At 33.3% G+C, this 16,123-nt stretch carries 18 protein-coding genes and 1 tRNA gene; 12 read left to right on the forward strand and 7 right to left on the reverse strand.

Annotated elements, in window-relative coordinates; genetic code table 11:
* Positions 1–60: 60 nt before the first annotated feature.
* The 7 genes from ispH to dapA all read left to right on the forward strand — a co-directional run bounded on the left by ispH (position 61) and on the right by dapA (position 5,653).
* Positions 61–987 carry a 4-hydroxy-3-methylbut-2-enyl diphosphate reductase gene (ispH, locus tag OM967_RS05255; RefSeq protein WP_211907549.1) on the forward strand — a complete coding sequence of 309 codons (927 nt, stop codon included), beginning with the start codon at positions 61–63 and terminating at the stop codon, positions 985–987.
* Between the two features lie 249 nt (positions 988–1,236).
* On the forward strand, positions 1,237–2,697 hold the full coding sequence (locus OM967_RS05260; protein ID WP_264337746.1) for a hypothetical protein: 1,461 nt from the start codon (positions 1,237–1,239) through the stop codon (positions 2,695–2,697).
* A gap of 4 nt (positions 2,698–2,701) precedes the next feature.
* The gene (locus OM967_RS05265; protein WP_211907550.1) at positions 2,702–3,310 is read left to right on the forward strand and encodes a hypothetical protein; all 609 of its coding nucleotides are present in this window, start codon (positions 2,702–2,704) and stop codon (positions 3,308–3,310) included.
* Positions 3,307–4,104: a hypothetical protein gene (locus OM967_RS05270; protein ID WP_211907551.1), complete on the forward strand. Its 798-nt coding sequence runs from the start codon at positions 3,307–3,309 to the stop codon at positions 4,102–4,104. Before OM967_RS05265 ends, OM967_RS05270 begins: the two co-directional genes overlap by 4 nt.
* A gap of 12 nt (positions 4,105–4,116) precedes the next feature.
* Positions 4,117–4,190: transfer RNA gene (locus OM967_RS05275), tRNA-Arg, on the forward strand.
* A 68-nt stretch (positions 4,191–4,258) separates the two neighbouring features.
* Positions 4,259–4,741 carry a single-stranded DNA-binding protein gene (ssb, locus tag OM967_RS05280; RefSeq protein WP_211907552.1) on the forward strand — a complete coding sequence of 161 codons (483 nt, stop codon included), beginning with the start codon at positions 4,259–4,261 and terminating at the stop codon, positions 4,739–4,741.
* Between the two features lie 9 nt (positions 4,742–4,750).
* Positions 4,751–5,653 carry a 4-hydroxy-tetrahydrodipicolinate synthase gene (gene dapA / locus OM967_RS05285; protein ID WP_264337747.1) on the forward strand — a complete coding sequence of 301 codons (903 nt, stop codon included), beginning with the start codon at positions 4,751–4,753 and terminating at the stop codon, positions 5,651–5,653.
* A gap of 64 nt (positions 5,654–5,717) precedes the next feature.
* On the opposite strand, the gene OM967_RS05290 is transcribed toward dapA, so the two are convergent.
* Together OM967_RS05290 and OM967_RS05295 are read right to left on the reverse strand one after the other, a co-directional pair.
* On the reverse strand, positions 5,718–6,299 hold the full coding sequence (locus OM967_RS05290) for an AI-2E family transporter (RefSeq protein WP_264337748.1): 582 nt from the start codon (positions 6,297–6,299) through the stop codon (positions 5,718–5,720).
* Between the two features lie 599 nt (positions 6,300–6,898).
* Positions 6,899–7,876 carry a quinone oxidoreductase family protein gene (locus OM967_RS05295; protein ID WP_211907555.1) on the reverse strand — a complete coding sequence of 326 codons (978 nt, stop codon included), beginning with the start codon at positions 7,874–7,876 and terminating at the stop codon, positions 6,899–6,901.
* Between the two features lie 56 nt (positions 7,877–7,932).
* Between OM967_RS05295 and OM967_RS05300 the strand changes: the two genes are divergently transcribed.
* Complete coding sequence (locus OM967_RS05300; RefSeq protein ID WP_264337749.1) at positions 7,933–8,697, forward strand: ankyrin repeat domain-containing protein; 765 nt, start codon at positions 7,933–7,935, stop codon at positions 8,695–8,697.
* A 46-nt stretch (positions 8,698–8,743) separates the two neighbouring features.
* Here the strand turns inward: OM967_RS05300 and OM967_RS05305 are convergent, their stop codons facing one another.
* The 3 genes from OM967_RS05305 to OM967_RS05315 all read right to left on the reverse strand — a co-directional run bounded on the left by OM967_RS05305 (position 8,744) and on the right by OM967_RS05315 (position 11,392).
* Positions 8,744–9,280 carry a cytochrome c oxidase assembly protein gene (locus tag OM967_RS05305; RefSeq protein ID WP_211907556.1) on the reverse strand — a complete coding sequence of 179 codons (537 nt, stop codon included), beginning with the start codon at positions 9,278–9,280 and terminating at the stop codon, positions 8,744–8,746.
* A complete protein-coding gene (locus OM967_RS05310) occupies positions 9,281–10,003 on the reverse strand; it encodes a Bax inhibitor-1/YccA family protein (protein WP_264337750.1) in 723 nt (240 codons plus the stop codon). It abuts the gene before it with no gap.
* A 201-nt stretch (positions 10,004–10,204) separates the two neighbouring features.
* Positions 10,205–11,392, reverse strand: coding sequence for a cysteine desulfurase family protein (locus OM967_RS05315; protein ID WP_250120184.1), 1,188 nt, complete (start codon positions 11,390–11,392; stop codon positions 10,205–10,207).
* Positions 11,393–11,526: 134 nt separating this feature from the next.
* On the opposite strand from OM967_RS05315, the gene OM967_RS05320 reads away from it, so the two are divergent.
* Together OM967_RS05320 and OM967_RS05325 are read left to right on the forward strand one after the other, a co-directional pair.
* Positions 11,527–12,225, forward strand: coding sequence for an alpha/beta hydrolase (locus OM967_RS05320; protein WP_211907559.1), 699 nt, complete (start codon positions 11,527–11,529; stop codon positions 12,223–12,225).
* Positions 12,218–12,442 (forward strand): hypothetical protein, encoded by a 225-nt coding sequence (locus tag OM967_RS05325; protein WP_006014264.1) that lies wholly within the window; start codon positions 12,218–12,220, stop codon positions 12,440–12,442. The genes OM967_RS05320 and OM967_RS05325 overlap by 8 nt, the downstream gene beginning before the upstream one ends.
* A gap of 29 nt (positions 12,443–12,471) precedes the next feature.
* Here OM967_RS05325 and OM967_RS05330 read toward each other — a convergent pair whose 3' ends face one another.
* On the reverse strand, positions 12,472–13,146 hold the full coding sequence (locus OM967_RS05330) for an ABC transporter ATP-binding protein (RefSeq protein ID WP_010407030.1): 675 nt from the start codon (positions 13,144–13,146) through the stop codon (positions 12,472–12,474).
* 26 nt (positions 13,147–13,172) lie between these two features.
* Positions 13,173–13,619, reverse strand: a complete 447-nt coding sequence (locus tag OM967_RS05335; RefSeq protein WP_264337751.1) for a HesB/IscA family protein — start codon at positions 13,617–13,619, stop codon at positions 13,173–13,175.
* Positions 13,620–13,666: 47 nt separating this feature from the next.
* Between OM967_RS05335 and OM967_RS05340 the strand changes: the two genes are divergently transcribed.
* Together OM967_RS05340 and ribD are read left to right on the forward strand one after the other, a co-directional pair.
* Positions 13,667–14,848, forward strand: coding sequence for a deoxyguanosinetriphosphate triphosphohydrolase (locus tag OM967_RS05340; protein ID WP_211907561.1), 1,182 nt, complete (start codon positions 13,667–13,669; stop codon positions 14,846–14,848).
* Entirely contained in the window at positions 14,848–16,089 is a 1,242-nt protein-coding gene (gene ribD, locus OM967_RS05345) for a bifunctional diaminohydroxyphosphoribosylaminopyrimidine deaminase/5-amino-6-(5-phosphoribosylamino)uracil reductase RibD (RefSeq protein WP_250120183.1), read from the forward strand. The genes OM967_RS05340 and ribD overlap by 1 nt, the downstream gene beginning before the upstream one ends.
* Positions 16,090–16,123 lie beyond the last annotated feature (34 nt).

The raw sequence follows: 16,123 nt of genomic DNA on the forward strand, positions 1-16,123 counted from the left end.
ACATAGTGAGCAGAGCTTACTTTTTAGCAATGTTTACATACTTACTTGATTTGAAAAAAAATGGAGATTATCTTAGCTGAACCACGCGGTTTCTGTGCAGGGGTTAAAAGAGCTGTAGACATATTAACAATCACTTTAGAGAAATACAAAAATGAACGCCAAGTTTATGTACTACACGAAATCGTTCATAATAAGTATATAGTAGAGGACTTCAAGAAACAAGGAGTGGTTTTTGTAAGCAGCATAGAAGACATTAAAGACAATAGAGGAATATTGATCTTTAGCGCACATGGAGTGTCGAAAAGTATAGAGGATGAGGCAAAAAGAAAGGGTGTTCAAGTGATTGATGCAACATGTCCATTAGTTAGCAAAGTACATAAAGAGGCAAAAAGGTATGAGGATAGTGGTAAAGAATTAATTCTAATTGGACATGAAAATCATCCGGAAGTTAAAGGAATTATAGGAAGAGTAAGTAATCCTATATCTCTAGTGCAAACTATGCAAGACGTATACAATTTACAAATCAAAGATCCAGATAATTTATCTTATGTAACACAAACCACGTTAAGTATTGACGATACCAAAGAAATTATTGCTACACTGAAGCTCAGATTTCCAAGCATTACAGGCCCTGACTTAAAAGATATATGCTATGCAACACAAAATAGGCAGAACGCTGTTAAAAAATTGGCTAAAATTACAGACGTAGTGTTGATTGTAGGAAGTAAAAACAGTTCAAATTCAAACCGTTTATTAGACCTGTGTATTTCCAGAGGAAAAAGAGCCTATTTGATTGATAATTATAAATGTATGAACAAAAATTGGTTGCAGGGCGCAGAAAAAATAGGAATTACTGCAGGTGCTTCTGCTCCTGATATATTAGTTGATGAGCTAGTAAATTACTTAAAAATAAATATGAATACAAAAGTTTCAGTCATGCCAGATGGATTCACTGAAAATGTTCAGTTCAAGTATACTAAATGGTAATGTGCAACAAAGTGCGTCAAATCAAGTCTTTAGCTCAATTCAATTTTCAGTCTGTTGGAGAATAAAATATCAAGCTGAGATATAATTAATCCTCGTTTGTCAGGTTAAGTTGTGTCTAGCACAAATATAAAAAACCTTCATCATACAAAAGGGTTAATATTACTACTAATTTTATCAAAAACTTATAATGTAAGTAATATTGTCATCTAATGTTTAATGAATTTCAATAAATTACCTTTTTAATTCTAGATGAGTATACACTTTGTTAATATGTTTGGGTCAAAACCCAAAAGTAAGTTTATGCTTTCTATAGGAAAAGAAGGCACAATGTTACTATATTTTAAAAATGATACTTTAAATAAAAGATATTTTGCTAAGGACAAAAATAATAAAGTTGTTTCTGACTTAATTTCATGTCTCTCATCAGATAAAAAAGCACCCTTATATCTGGTTCTCAATCACACTGATCAGAACTATTTGCTACAGTCTATCCCAAGAGTAAATAGGATTAGTGCTTATCTATCAGCAAAAACAAAAGTAGAGCATTTTGCTCATAATAACGATATAAATTCTATTCTCTTGGTCGAAAAGCCGAATAAATTTAATCAAAACTGGTGGTATCTATTTGTTTCATCAAAAGCAAATCATTTAATAGAATATTGGTTGGACGTGTTTGTTGAAATAGGCTCTAACTTTAAAGGAATATTAATGTTTCCTATAGAACTAGTCAGTATAGCAAAAAAGATTCTACACAAAGATCCTAGTAACTGGAAAATTATAGTTGCTGCAACTAAAACAGGTGGCTATAGACAAGTGGTTCTTAAAGAGAACAAAATGATATTTACACGTTTAATACCATTTACTAATGATAATTTACCAGGAATCATTGCTGGTGAAATATATCAGGAAGTGAAAAATACAATTCAATCTTTAACTAAGTTTGGATTTGAAAAAAATGACCCTATCGACCTTTGCATCATAGTATCAGAAGCTATTAAATCTAGTTTATCAGTTATAAATTTTTCAGAGAATAGTGTGAACATATTGACTCCATATGAGCTAGGTAAACTATTGGGAGCAGAATTAGCTATATGCAAAAAAGATAGCTTTTGTGATACTACAATTTTGTTCCATAGCTTTAAGAATAAGCCAATAAATATTTTTAACACAAAAGAAACTAAAGAATTTTATCTATTTAATTATCTTTATTTAAATTCTCCTCAAATTTTTCTATACCTACTCTTGGTTTTAGTTGTAATTAACGCCTTTTGTTTGCGAAATTTGTATTCAAATTTTAATGTTGCTGATAATTTATCTGCAAAGCGGAGTGCTTTAAATAACAAACTAATAAAATTTAGCCAAAGCTATAATGTAAAAAAGATAGATGAAGTTTACGATTTTATTAATATAAATAATATTTTATCAAAAATAGAGTACTCTCCTCTTACACAAATTAAGTATGTAGAAAAGTTAAAAGTACCAGGTGTAGAGCTTCAATCGTTTGAGTGGAATTATAATGAGGCAAAAAGTTATATTACCACAACTTTAAGGTTTAATTTTCAATCTGGTCAAGACATTTCTTATCAATACGAGAAACTACAGAAAAATTTAAACGATAATTTCCGTACTCATGATATTAGTATTTCTAGCTTACCCACTACTAAAGAGAAAAATCTATCTATTGATGTTGAAATAGGAGAGGCAATGTAGATTGATGACTATCTCTCAACTAAAAAGAAAAGCTACAATTCAGTGCATATATTATTTATTGTTATCTATTGTATTAATAGGGTTATCAACGTGTTTTATTCTCTATAACAAAAAGGTTTATAATAAAAATCAAACTGCAGCTGAGGAAATACACTCTATTAATTTACAGATCATTGAAATTCAAAAGAAAGAAGTCGTTCTAAATAAAAACCTAGATTTATGGAAAAGAATTTCTTCTTCAAACTTACATAGTAGCAGATATGTTACAAATTTAAATTTTGAGCTTCACAAGCTATATAAAAAACACTACATGTTAGAACCTGAAATATCAATTTCTATACCTGAAGAAGCTGAACTCCACAATAAAAGTGAACGTACAAAAGTAATAAGAAGTGAAGTGGTTCTAAGTTTAAGCTCAATTAGCGATAAGCATATTTTTTTATTTCTACAGTCTATTCCAAATCTTCCTGGTTATGTTATGATCAGATCTCTTACCTTGAATAAGCAGAGAAATATAGATTCTGCAGCTATAAACCAGATTTTAAGTGGTAATATGATAGAGATAGTGAGAGCTAGTATAGTTTTTGATTGGTATACCATATTAAGTAGATGAATATAAAGTTGTTTTTTATTTTTACGCTGCTATTTTTTAATGTTAGTGCATATTGCAATTGTGAAGATCTTGTAGAAAATATAGGGATTTGTAAAAAATATTCTTGCCAACAGCATATTAGTGATGAAGATTTTATTGAGCATAAAATATTAGGGTTAAATAGTGAAAATTTATGTGTATATATAGAAAGACAAGGCAATGATGAAATGGTCTGTCATCATTCCAACAATGGAATGATTATAGAAAAGAAGTACTTAAAAAGTATTTTAAAAGTTGGAAATCAAGAAATAAATGATTTCATTGATATAGCAAATTTGCGTGCGAAGGAGTGTTTTTTTATCAACAATTATAAACTAAGCTATATAGATCGAGACGATATAATAAAAGAGGCAGCAGAGAGTACTTTATCGCAATATGGTAGCATAAAAAGCATTTTCTTTGATGAAGAGCAGGTTAATAGAATAGTTAGTGAGATGGAAAAGTTTAACTTACAGTCTTCAGGAGTTACAGAGGAAGAAAATTTCAATTGTAAAGTAGTCAGTTTAGATTCAATTTTATACTTTTCCCCTGATACATGGAAAATATGGGTAAATGGAAAGTTGTTTATAAATACTAAGGATTTAAAAGTGCACTCAGTAACTGAAAATTATGTAACTTTTTCATGGGCTGTAAACCAAAAGATAACAAAAGAAAGGATAAGCAATTCTAAAAATGTAAATTTTGGACATGAAGGTATTATGTTTACTCTTTATCCAGAACAAAAGTTTGATTTAGACAGTTTATCTATTAAATAATCTAATACATCTGCGCTTGTAGCTCAATTGGATAGAGCGTTGCCCTCCGGAGGCAAAGGTCGTGGGTTCGAATCCCTCCAAGCGCGTTTCTAATTAAATTTGACAATAATACTCTCACATAAGATAATAAAGATGTTTATTTTAAAGCATAATTATGTCTAGTGGTACTATAAATAAAGTCATATTAGTTGGTAATTTAGGAAAAGATCCTGAAATTAGGACTACACAAAATGGAAAAGAGATGGCAAGTTTTTCAATAGCCACGTCTGAAAGTTGGACTGACAAATTTTCTGGTACTCGCTCTGAAAAGACAGAATGGCATAATATTGTAATTTTTAGTGAAGGACTAGTAAAAATTGTTAAAGACTTTGCACGGAAAGGTAGTAAAGTGTACGTTGAAGGCTCTCTGAGAACTAGAAAATGGACTGACCAAAATGGTACTGAAAAGTACACAACAGAGGTGGTGCTATACAACTTTAATAGTGCCCTTACCCTTTTAGATTCACGAAACAGTATGTCAAGCTCTGATTACAAGCCAAGTGAATACAAACAAAATGAAACAGAACAAAAAGATAAACACGGAAGTTTTGACAACGATATAAAAGATGAACTAATCGATGATGAAATACCATTTTAATAACTTCAATTGAAACCTACATTTTTATGGACTGCTTGTGTTACTCCTTTTAATTCTAATGGAGATAGCGTAGATTACCAAAGTTTGCAGTGCTTGCTTGCAATGCAGGCTCAAGCTAAAAATGGTGTAGTGTTGCTCGGTAGCACAGGTGAAAGCTTATCACTTACTGATTCTGAAAAGCGCACCTTAGTTGAATTTGTATGTGAGCTAAAATTAAATACGAAAATTATAATTGGTGTACCAGGAGTGAATCTATATCAGACTCTTGAATGGCTTGATTTTTGCAAGGATATGCCTATTCATGGCTATCTAATGACAACTCCCATTTATGCAAAGCCTGGAATCATGGGGCAAACTTTATGGTTTGAAAAGCTGCTTGAAAAAGCACATGTGCCAGCCATGCTTTACAATATTCCATCAAGAGCAGGAGTGAGTCTTCACGCTGAAACTGTACGCAACTTATCCAGCCACGAAAAATTTTGGGCTATCAAAAATTCAAGTGGAACTGTTTACACTTTAATTGAGTATAAAAAAGTTGCACCAAATATTAAGGTGTTTTGTGGAGATGATAATATGATACCCGATATGGCTGCTAAGGGTGCGGCTGGTCTGGTTTCTGTTGCTGCCAATGTTTGGCCAAGTGTAGTACATAAATATGTTAAGCAATGCATGAGTGGCAAGAACCCTCAAGCAGACAGTTGGCAACAAGCTTGCAAAGCTCTATTTACTGCCAGTAATCCAATACCTACTAAAGCACTCCTGCATGATATTGGGCTCACAGAACACAAAACTGTTCGTCTACCACTGAGCATAGAAGACTTGCCTTCCGTTGAAACATTAAGGCAAGCTAATAAAATGATTCTTGGGTGGGAAAATCAACTAACTATTCAGGATGAGGACTTGAGCGGATAATTCAATTATGCTTAACATGAAAAAATGTGCTAAATCCTCTTCAAAAACTTCTATCTATCGTTTCTTAAAATACTCTCCTGCACGTATCCCCATCAACAATTTTCACATCGCTATCAACTGAGCTGCTTGGCTGTCTATTTCCTTCTGGAAAAAAGCACTCAATTGCTTTATCAATTAAGAAATTTAAAGAAATACAAGGAATCATATTCACTACAAAAGTTAAAGCACCTATAGCTGCTGGTGATGTGACACCAAGAGCAACTAACCCTGCTCCAACTCCAAAAAAAACACCAATACTACTGATAGTATGTGCATAATTTTTAATTTTATATTCAGCACTGTTGCTATATTCTCTCAAAATTTGTTTATTTTCTTCGGACATGCTTTCTGGTATATCGTTGAGATTTGTAGTTTTTGAGAAAGAACAAGCACTGATTACACAGCATACTAATAACATTGCAGAACCAATGATTCCACCTGCAATGAGAGGTGGCAAGTTAACATAACTTAGAGCTAAACCTGCAAGAGCCCCAGTAACAGCTGCCACTCCTAGTGCTAGTGCTAGTGCTAGTTTTGATTCAAATTTCTTTTCTAGGCTACTTTTTGCTTGCCTTGCCTCTTTTAACTGTTCTCTTGTATAGCTCATAGTATGTACTCTTACTTAAAATTAATAATATAATACTAGCATTTTTAACTTATATAGTCAACTTATTAAGGAATTTTAATTGACTTTCAGCACACTTTAGCCTATATGTATGGTCCCAGAGTGTAATGGTATATAAAATATGAGAACAAAATGCCATTAAAGGAGAATTTATGATTACTGGATGTGTCATAGCAACAGAAACAATTCATAGGGTAATGTAAACTTTCTAAGTACTATAACCTTAACCCTAAAATTATTGTAAAATAGAGAAAAGTAGTTATTTAAAAGGAGAATAACAGCTCCATATACTATTGAAGTTATAATACTTAAATGTTAGATGTGACATCAAATCTAATTTGAAATATAACTTATTTACTCAGCTTCTTTTGAAACTACTGTGAACATAATATCTATAGATAAAACATTGCATTACCACGCCACTAACGAGTAGCAGAATGACAAGTTTTCCAAACTTGTTGGTAAATCTCAGTCAGTTTAGCTACAGCTGTATGCTTTTAACTCTCCCAAAAAGAAAATTAACCATGTGAAATTCTTGTTGATATGACTTAATGAATAATTATTTTAGGTTACTAAGTTATTTAAGAAACTTTGATAATATTTAGCCCACTTACTTTTCTATTTTCCATGTCACGATGAGCCTCTATTATTTCATCAAATTTATATTTTTTATTAATTCGTACAATTAAAAGTTTTTTTCTTATCATTTCAAAAATTTCCATTGCAGTAAGCACTAACGTAAGTCTATTATGCTTGTAATGATATATCGAAGTTCCAGCTGCAAATAACGAACGCGAACTAAGTAAAGAGAAATTAATAGGAGTATTACCTGATATCTGCCCATAGGAAACATATATGCCAAACTTACCCAAAGATTCAAAAGAGAGCTTGCTTGTAGCGTAACCTATAGGGTCATACACTGCACCTACTCCTCTATTTTTCGTAATCTCCATGATTTTAGAAACGAAATCTTTATCATTGTAGTTTATTGCGTATGTGCAGCCATTTTGTAAAGCTATCTTCATTTTTTCGTCAGAGCTTATAGAACCTATCACTATACCTTTTTTATCCTTTGCCCATTGGCATATTATTTGCCCCAAACCACCATTAGCTCCATGAACTAGTACAAAAGCACCAGGCCTGATTTTATAAGATTGATTAACTAAATAGTGAGCTGTCATACCTTTAAACAATACTGCAGCAGCAACTTCATCAGGTATATCATTCGGAATTTTTATCAAATATTTCTGGTGTACAATGCGCTTTTCACAATATGCCCCTGGAAGAGCTGTGCAATATCCAACTCTATCTCCAACCTTAAATCCATCACTAATTTTTTTACCAAGCTTTTCAACAACTCCTACTGCCTCTACTCCAAGTACTGATGGCAAATCTTTAATTTTGCGTATACCTTTTCTATGTTCTAAATCATAACGATTTAAGCCGATAGTTGTATGACGTATTAAGACTTCCTCATCTTTTGGCTCACCTATGCTCTTATCTACAAATTCTAATACTTCTGGCCTCCCAGTTTTTTTAATTTGTATAGCTCTAACCATGATAAATGTAAGACAAAAACTTTAATTATGTTATCTAGCAATTAATATTTTGCAAAATGTTATTTAGAGTTTATACACTACATAAGCGTATTGTTAATAGTTTTGAGGCACAAATTATCATGAACAGAGAAATTTGGCTTTATGGTGTTTTATTCAATGTGTTGTGCAAAGTGGATGAAGATAATGATTTGGATGTTAACAATGTAATAAAAAAAATAAAAGAAAGGTTAGAATATAGAATACAAAAATCAGATAAAAAAAGAGATTATTGTAAATATTTATATACTTCTTGGAAAAAAAAAGGATTTGATATTAATCACAGATTTGACTTGAAAGATTATGATCACTTTCCAATAGATAGTCTTTTTTCCATCGCCATTAACTATAAACCGTACACTTTAACAAATCTAGCGCAAGTTTTAATAAAAGCAGGAGCTAATGTGCAAAACGAAAAAGGATATTTACATACCTGTGTTTTAACCCATTCTCCGGATATATTAAATGCTCTCATAAAAGCGGAAGTAAATGATAACCCAAATGAAAACTATGGTGGAAATACCGCTTTAGACTATGTTGCTAAATTATATGGTAGAGATAAGTCAACGAAATCCAAGGATTGCTGTAAAATTCTAATTGAGCATACATTAGAAAAAAAACCTCACAGTAAAATGCCAGACTCTATAAAAAGTAATAAAGAGTTAACTGAGTACTGGAATGCCTGTAAAGCAAATAGTGAAGAATGGGAATTCGCAATACCAAAAACCGCAATACAAGTACTTAGTGTGCAAAAAACAAATAAGTGCTTCTGCCCAATTAAATAGATCTGTTACATAACTATTATTTAAATCAACAATAGGCAAAGGTTTGTTATTTAAGCTTAAAAAACGTATATGATAGTGTTATTTCACTTAAATCTTTTGTACTATTGTCACGAATTATTTCAGGGTCTATGTAAAAGGATACTGGCATAGCTGTTTTTTGTTTTGGCTGCAAAATTTGTTCTTCAAAGCAGAAGCATGCAACTTTATTGAAATACTTACCTGCTTTAAAAGGTGTGACATTATACACTGCCATTCCAAGTGAAGGCTGGTCAGATAAATTTTCTGCATAATAAAACACTAAACTTTTTTGCCCTATATTCGTATCAATGTAGTTAGTTTCTGATTTAAATTCCCAAGGCAGACCGGACATTACATCAGCATTGAAGTAAACCCTGATTTTTTGGTCAGTTGCATTTATTGTCGTATTAGTTGCTTTTCTCGTTGTGCCACCATATCCAGTAGCTTTGCAAAAGATACTATACAATGGCACTGAAGCATATGCAAGACACAGCATCAATACCACTAAAGATACTAGGAAAAAAACTATAGAATTTTCATTATTTCCCCTTAAAAAGGAAATCATCTAATCCTTATTGTTGAATAAATTAAGTAACCTGAGTAAATTGAGGAATATATTGATGAAGTCAAAGTAAAGATTAGTTGCACCAAGTATTGCCAGCTTAGTAGTTGCAACTTCTGAGCCATCATTATATCTATAATAAACATCTTTGATTCTCTGAGCATCGTATGCAGTCATTAAAGTAAACACTATCACTGATACAAACGATATTGCAAAATAGAGAGGACTGCTTCCAAGAAACAGATTAACTATAGATGCAATGATTAACCCCCAGATTCCCATAATCAAAAAAGAACCCATGCTGGTAAGATCTTTTTTTGTAGTATTACCATATAAAGCCATAGAACCAAACATGATCGATGTAATGAAAAATGCTCTCGCTATATTTTCTGCAGTATAAATTATAAAAATATGAGATAAAGAAATTCCCATTAAAACTGAGAATAGAAAAAATACAGTAAGTGTTGACTGAGCACTTAGGTGTTGAAGCCTAAAAGACATATAAAACACCAATGCAACTGGAGATAGCATTACCACAAGCGATAGAACAGGATTGGAATAAATCACCTGGAAAAGACCAGAAAACACTGTTAAAAACGCAACAAGCCCTGTAATACCTAAAGCTAAAGCCATATAATTGTATACTTTAGTTAGGTAACTCCTGAGTCCAGCACTATAATAAACGCCCTGAGAGCGAATATCCTGTTCGTTTTTCATATAAGACATATGTAACTCCTTATTATCTCTTGATGATATATTATAATACAATACAGCGTTTTTATCAAGTATAAAATGACATACTACAATTGAATGGTGTGGTATGCAATTAGAGAATTTCTTCCATAACTATAAGCAAATCGGTTTTCAGCAGCATTTAACTATTATAACAACCTCTGGCAATAGAAATTACTTTCACCATTCCCTCTATCATGATTTAAGGGGAATGGTGAAAGTAGTTTTTGCATTTACTAAAGCATTCTTCTTATAGATACTATACCAACAATCCACTATTTTTTCTATGTCTCGCGGTTTAACCTCCGGACCTATACTGATTCTAATTGAACATTCTGCTTGCTCTTTTGTTGCTCCCATTGCAAGCAAAACATGAGAAGGCCCAACTTTTCCAGAAGAACATGCAGAACCATTGCTGACTGCAATATTATTTAAGTCAAAGCACATGAGCTGCAGATCATTCTTCACTCTCGGCATATAAATGAAACTTGTATTTGGCAATCTTTTAGAATTTCTGCCAAAGATCTTGATATCACTGACAAGACTTAATAACCCATACTCCAATTGATCACGCAGCTTCTCTACTTCATCCATCTTTGATAGAAGATCTGGAATGTTTTGCAATGCAGCAGAAAGACCTACTATTGCAATAATGTTTTCTGTACCACCACGCAATCCTTTTTCTTGCCCACCACCTATTATAGTAGGTTCTATTACAAGCTTTTTGTCAAATATTAAAACTCCACTACCTGCTATACCACCAAATTTGTGAGCAGATAAAGTAAGTAAATCCACTCCTAAATCTTCCATATTTACTTTGATTTTCCCAACACTTTGAGCAGCGTCAGTGTGACAGATTGCCCCGAATTTATGTGCCATTTTAGCTATTTCCTTAACAGGCTGGATAACTCCAGTTTCGTTATTAGCCATCATCACTGAAATTATTACTTTATTCCCTTCAAGTTCGCTTAGAATTTTCTCTAGCTCTAAAAAGTCAATAATACCCTCTTGATTAACGGGTATTATATGTGGATTACATGCAGAATTAAGAATTGAAGGATGCTCTATAGCTGAAATTACATGCAGATAGCCTTTCATTCCTCTCATGACGAGGTTGTTTGCTTCAGTTGCACCAGACGTAAAAACTATTTCTTTATCATCTGGAATGCTAAGAGCATCACGTACGTTATCTCTTACCTCTTTAAGAATCTTCCTCGCTTCTTGTCCTCTTTTATGCAGCGATGATGGATTTAGTGTTTGTTTCGACAAAATCTCAAGTATACTTTTTTTTACATTTTTACTCACTGGAGCAGTTGCATTATAATCAGCATACACGCAACTACTGTCTTCCAGAGAGAATAAACTCACAGGCTTATTTGTCACTTACCATCAACCAATTATGTATGTTAACTTTAACACGATAAAAATTTATTGCAAAAACAGGGAAATTAATACATAATTAATAAACAATTTACATTATCAACACCTGTCAAAACAGGTTTTTATTAGGAGTTATCATGGTAGAAGTCTTTTTAAATAATTCAACAAAAAAGATAGAAGGTAGATACCATCAAAGCAAAGATACCAATGCACCAGTTGTGCTAATTTTACATCATCACCCTCAATATGGTGGTAGTATGGATAGTAAGATTATACATACTATATATGAATCTTTTATCGATAATAACTTTTCTGCATTGACAATTAATTTTCGTGGTGTCGGAAAATCTACCGGAACTTTTGATAAGGGTATAGGAGAATTAACTGATGCTGCAGTAGCTATTGATTGGCTTCAGGAGCATAACTCTAACAATGTTCCAATTTGGATAGTTGGTTTTTCTTTTGGAGCATGGGTAGCTATGCAATTGACAATGCGCCGTCCAGAGATAGTAAGTTTTGTTGCCCTTTCTCTTCCAGCAACTAAGTACGATTTCTCTTTTCTCTCTCCTTGCCCAGTTCCTGGACTTATAATACAAAGTAATAATGATACAATTTCAGAAGAAAGCGATGTAACAGAATTAGCACAAAGGTTAATAAATTCGGTAAAAAATAACCATATGGAATACCATATAGTAGAAGATACTAACCACTTTTTAAGGGATAAAGAAGAGGAAGTAGCTCAAATTATAGATAATTATATAAAACTACGCTTAAACAGTGCAGTCACTTCCTCCAAAAAAGTTAAAAAAGAGATAAGGGTAAAAGAATATGCCTAACTTTACAAATGAGAGAAATGAACGTATTAATATAAATAAAAAAAGTCTTGTTATGTTTAGGCAATTATTATTTCTCGTTTTAGCAATGTTTATGCTGTCAGGATGCTTTCTAAGTAAACAGCGTAAGTTAAAGAGTCCGTGTATAAAAAATAATGAAAGCATTTCATGCGAATTACACTCTGTTAATGACCATTGGTTAAATAAGTACAAGTTATAGGTAGCTTTGTATTGTACTGTTTCTTCCATTTACAGCTTTACTAATGATCGGTTTTTTAACTGAAAAATGTGATCTGCTTTTTCTGCAAGGATATAGTTGTGTGTTACTATAAGCATAGAGCTGTTATTTTCCTTTACATATGAATGTAACAGCAAAAATACATTCAAAGAATTTGTTGGGTCTAAATTTCCCGTTGGCTCATCTGCAAGTAAAAGCTTTGGAGAGTTTACAATGCTTCTTGCAATTGCAACCCTCTGCCTTTCTCCACCAGAAATTTCAGATACCATACTACTTGCTTTATTTTCCAGACCAAATTTTTCTAATATTGCTTGCGATTTTTTTTTTGCTTCAGCTTTGCTTCTTCTTGCAATAAGCTGAGGAAGCATAACGTTTTCCAACACTGATAACTCTTGTAATAAATAGTGAAATTGATAAACAAAGCTAAGAAAATTTCTTCTTACATGAGTTTTATATTTATTGCTGGCTTGCGTACAATTTACTCCATCTATTGTCACTACACCTAAAGTTGGCTTATCCAATAGGCCTGCAATTTGCAATATAGTTGTTTTTCCTGATCCTGAGCTGCCGATCAATGCAACTACTTGCCCTCTTGTAAGACTCAGATTGATATCTTCTACAATAGCAGGACTTTTTTTGAAGCTCTTACTTACAGAAGCTAGCTCTAGTGTTACACCACCACCCATATTATAAAAAGATCCAGGAGGGAGAATTAGACCGAGAAACTGTTACCACACCCACATCGAGACTTAGCGAGAGCATTCTTGATTTGAAAACCAGAACCACCTAGATCTTCAGTATAATCTATAGTTGAGTTATTTAAAAATTTCGCTGAACAATTATCAACCATTAATACAGGGTTTCCATTCTCATCATTAATTACTATATCTTTACCTTTTTCACTAAAACTGGAGTGGCTTCTATAATCCTCGCTATTTTCGTCATCGTCAAAATCTTCGTCTTCATCATCGTCAAAATCGTCATCCAAAGACATCTTCTTATTTATTTGATCCATAAGAAAATTATACTTGAAGCCAGAGCATCCACCACCTGAAACTGCAACCCGCAAAATAGAACTCTCATCTCCTTCTTGTTCTACAAGGGAGTGGATTTTCCTTAATGCATTGTCAGTTAAGCTAATATTGTAATCTGTTGACATAACAACCACCGTTCATTATTGATAACCTATTATAGTAGAAATTTTACATGTCAAACAATAATTTTCTATTAAGTTACGCGTGCTTTCCAAATAAAACAAAAGGAAGAAATTTCAAAGAGCCAGAAGACAAAAATCGCAGCTGTTTTCAGCGTGATAGGGACCGCATTATTCACTCTAATGCGTTTAGGAAACTAGGATACAAAACACAAGTTTTTATCAATTATGAGCATGATTACTATCGTACTCGGCTAACTCATAGCCTTGAAGTTGCACAAATTGCAAGATCCATCGCACGCAGGCTCAGATTAGATGAGGACATCACCGAATGCATAGCGCTTGCACATGACCTTGGTCATCCTCCATTTGGTCACACAGGTGAGAATGCTCTAGTTCAAGTTGATAAGGAGAAGTATGAGTTTGATCATAATGTTCAAGCTATAAGGATTTTAACTTATCTTGAACAAAAACATGCTGATTTTGATGGTATGAATCTAAGTTGGGAGGTGATTGAAGGGGTTGCAAAACATAACGGTCCCTTGCTTGGTCAAAACGCAGAGTCTTCTACAAATAATCAGCTATTATTAAAATATAATGAAAAATATGATCTAAAACTTGAGGAATTTTCAAGCATTGAAGCACAAGTTGCTTCAATTGCGGATGACATCGCTTACAGTGTGCATGATCTTGATGATGCACTCAGGGCAAATTTAGTAATAACCGAAGATTTGCTCGATGTTCCTTTAATTGGCAAAATGTTCAAAAAAGTAAAAAGCGAATATTCAGAATTGGCTCAAAGCAAACTCATACATGAATCACTGAGTAGAACTATAGGAATTATGATAAATGATGTCGTTTTTCAGACTGAAAGAAATATTAAAGACTACAAAATAAAAAGCGTAGAAGATGTAAGGAGCTTAAATAATATGCTAGTCACATTTTCACCAGAAGTTGCAAATGCCACAAAAGAGATGAAAAAATTCAACATGGAAAAAATATACAGAAGTTATAAACTGACCAGAACAATGAACAAAGCAAAACGTATAGTACAGGAGCTTTTTCAATGCTTTTATGAAAACCCAGGGTTATTACCTATAGAGTGGAACAAACTTGCTTGTGAATCTCAGCGTTCAGTAATAATATGTGATTATATCTCAGGTATGACAGATAGATTTGCCATACACGAGCACAGAAGAATTTTTGATACCTCATACGAAATGACTTCTTTCTAATGACTGATGATTATTTCATGTCGATCGCATTAAAACTTGCAGAAAAAAGTCTTGGAAGTGTTGCACCAAATCCCGCTGTTGGATGTATCATTGTAAAAAACGGTATGGTGATCGGTGAAGGCTACACAGGAATCGGTGGACGTCCACATGCAGAAGTAGTTGCTTTGCAAAATGCTAAAGATTTAACTCATGGTGCAACTATGTACGTCACTCTTGAACCATGCTGCCACTTTGGAGTTACAGAACCTTGCACTACGGAAATCATAAGATCTGGAATAAAAATGGTGGTGATTGCAACAATTGATCCAGATAGTAGGGTTTCAGGTAGAGGGATAAAAGCTTTAGCAGATGCAGGAATTGAAGTAAAACAAGGGATTATGCAGAAAGAAGCAGAGAAACTAAATGTTGGCTTTTTTACCACTAAGAAACTCCATAGACCATTTATAGCTTGCAAAATCGCAACAACTCTCGATGGAAAAATCGCAACGTTTACAGGTGATAGCAAATGGATAACAAGTGAAGATACGAGAAATTGGGTACATGAGCTCAGAGCAAAATATGATGCAATTATGATTGGCAGTAGTACCCTTATCAATGACGATCCTCTCTTAACTTGCAGATTACCAGGACTCGAAGACAGGTCGCCAATAAGGCTAATTATCGATAGCCAAGGGAAATTGCAGGAAGAGCATAACATTGCAAAGACTGCAGACAAAATAACAACTTGGGTGATTACAAACAGAGAAATAGAGAGAAAAATAAAAAACATTAATTATTTGATAGTCAATTCAAATCACAAACCTCCTGTTATTCCAGATGTTACCCCAACACACTCTCCTGTCATTCCAATGCCTTCTCCTGTAATCCCAGTGCCCAGACACTGGGATCCAGAAAACTTCAAGCAATTGCATAATGAAAACTGGTCACGCGCTGGAATGACATCGGAGCCTGACATTATCGATAAAGTCTGCCTAAAAGACATGGCATCAAAACTTGTTTCAGAAATTGGCATAACAAGGTTATTAGTTGAAGGTGGAGGAGTGTTAATCACAGAGCTACTGAAGCATAGTTTAATCGACAGGTTGATAATCTGCCGCAGTGGTAAAATTTTAGGTAATGATGCCACTCCTTTTGTAGGGAATTTAGAGATTGAATCCATCAATAACTGCCATAAATTCAAAAAAGTAGAGATAATAGAGTTCAGTGAGGATGTAGTTGAGGTGTGGGATAGATTACCGTAACTCTTCTCAAATGAAAAAAGAGGCAGAACCATCT

This window comes from Wolbachia endosymbiont (group B) of Dolichovespula media (assembly GCF_947179505.1).
In the GTDB taxonomy this organism is placed as follows: Bacteria; Pseudomonadota; Alphaproteobacteria; order Rickettsiales; family Anaplasmataceae; genus Wolbachia.